Genomic DNA, 1,130 nt, shown 5'->3' with positions numbered 1-1,130 from the left:
TACTTCTTATGACCCGTATTCTTTCTTCTTTATTTTACATCAGCAGTATGCGGAAAACAAGTGAAGAATTCAATTCGGAAACCATGATAAAAAATGTCTGGACGTTGTGCAAAGAAGAAGCCGTAGTGGATGAATTGCCTTATTGGGAGACCATCAACCGGTATCTGGAAAAACTGGAGCCGGAAAACCTGCAGGATGTGGTCAACCGCCTGTGCCGCAGATTGCTGCGCAGCCGGGTATTTGAAGACATGCGTATCAGGGGAAAATACTGGCAGGTTATTATAGACGGGACGCAGCTTTGCAGCAGCCGCGGAGAATTGGACGGGAAGAGCCTGCACCGGATCCATAACAAAGGGACGGAAAAGGAGTGCCAGGAAAACTATTATTATGTGTTGGAGGCGAAACTGGTGCTGCACCCGAAAATCCTCATCAGTATCCAAACGGAATTCGTAGACAATGAAGACGGGAAAGAGATGAAGAAGCAGGATTGTGAGAGGAAAGCGTGCTGGCGTTTGATGGAGAAGCTGAAAAAAGCATTTCCAAGGCTGCCAATCTGCCTGTGCGGTGACAGCCTGTATGCCTGTGAAGGTTTTTTTAAGAGATGCAAGGGAAAGAACTGGAAATATATTCTGCGCTATAAGGAAGGGAGTATCCCTACGATTGGAACGGAATACCGGAAATTGAAGGGAATAGAAAAGAATTATCAGGAGCGCAAAAGCGGGACAGGGAAGGAATGGTATGATTACGTAACAAAGATAGATTATAAAGGATATAAGGTGAATCTGGCAGAATATGGGGAGTATCGAGAACAAATCTGTAAAAAGGGGAAGAAAAAGGGAATGGCAGAAATCATCCAAAAAGAATTCTGGTTTCTGACGGATCTGCCTGTCACCCGAAAAAATGTGGCCAATCTGACGGAGAGGGGAAGAATGCGCTGGAGAATTGAAAATGAGGGCTTCAATGCACAGAAGAAGCATGGCTACTATCTGGAGCATCTGTACAGCAGGAATTACCAAGCGTTAAAAAATCATTATTATTTGATTCAGATAGGGCATATGATCGGACAGTTTCTGGAGGCATGGGAACGGATATGGAAGAAAGTAAAGCAGAGTATGGAACAGAAACATAAG

1 protein-coding gene is annotated in these 1,130 nt (G+C 44.4%); it reads left to right on the top strand.

Annotated elements, in window-relative coordinates; all coding sequences use genetic code 11:
* Positions 1 to 47: 47 nt before the first annotated feature.
* On the top strand, positions 48 to 1,130 hold a 1,083-nt coding region (locus tag Q2J39_RS10735; protein ID WP_300968176.1), incomplete at its 3' end, for a transposase.

Origin of the sequence: uncultured Allobaculum sp. (genome assembly GCF_948576815.1) — a bacterium.
GTDB classification, from domain to species: Bacteria; Bacillota_I; Bacilli_A; order Erysipelotrichales; family Erysipelotrichaceae; genus Allobaculum; species Allobaculum fili.
This window is presented reverse-complemented; position numbering and strand designations above follow the sequence as displayed.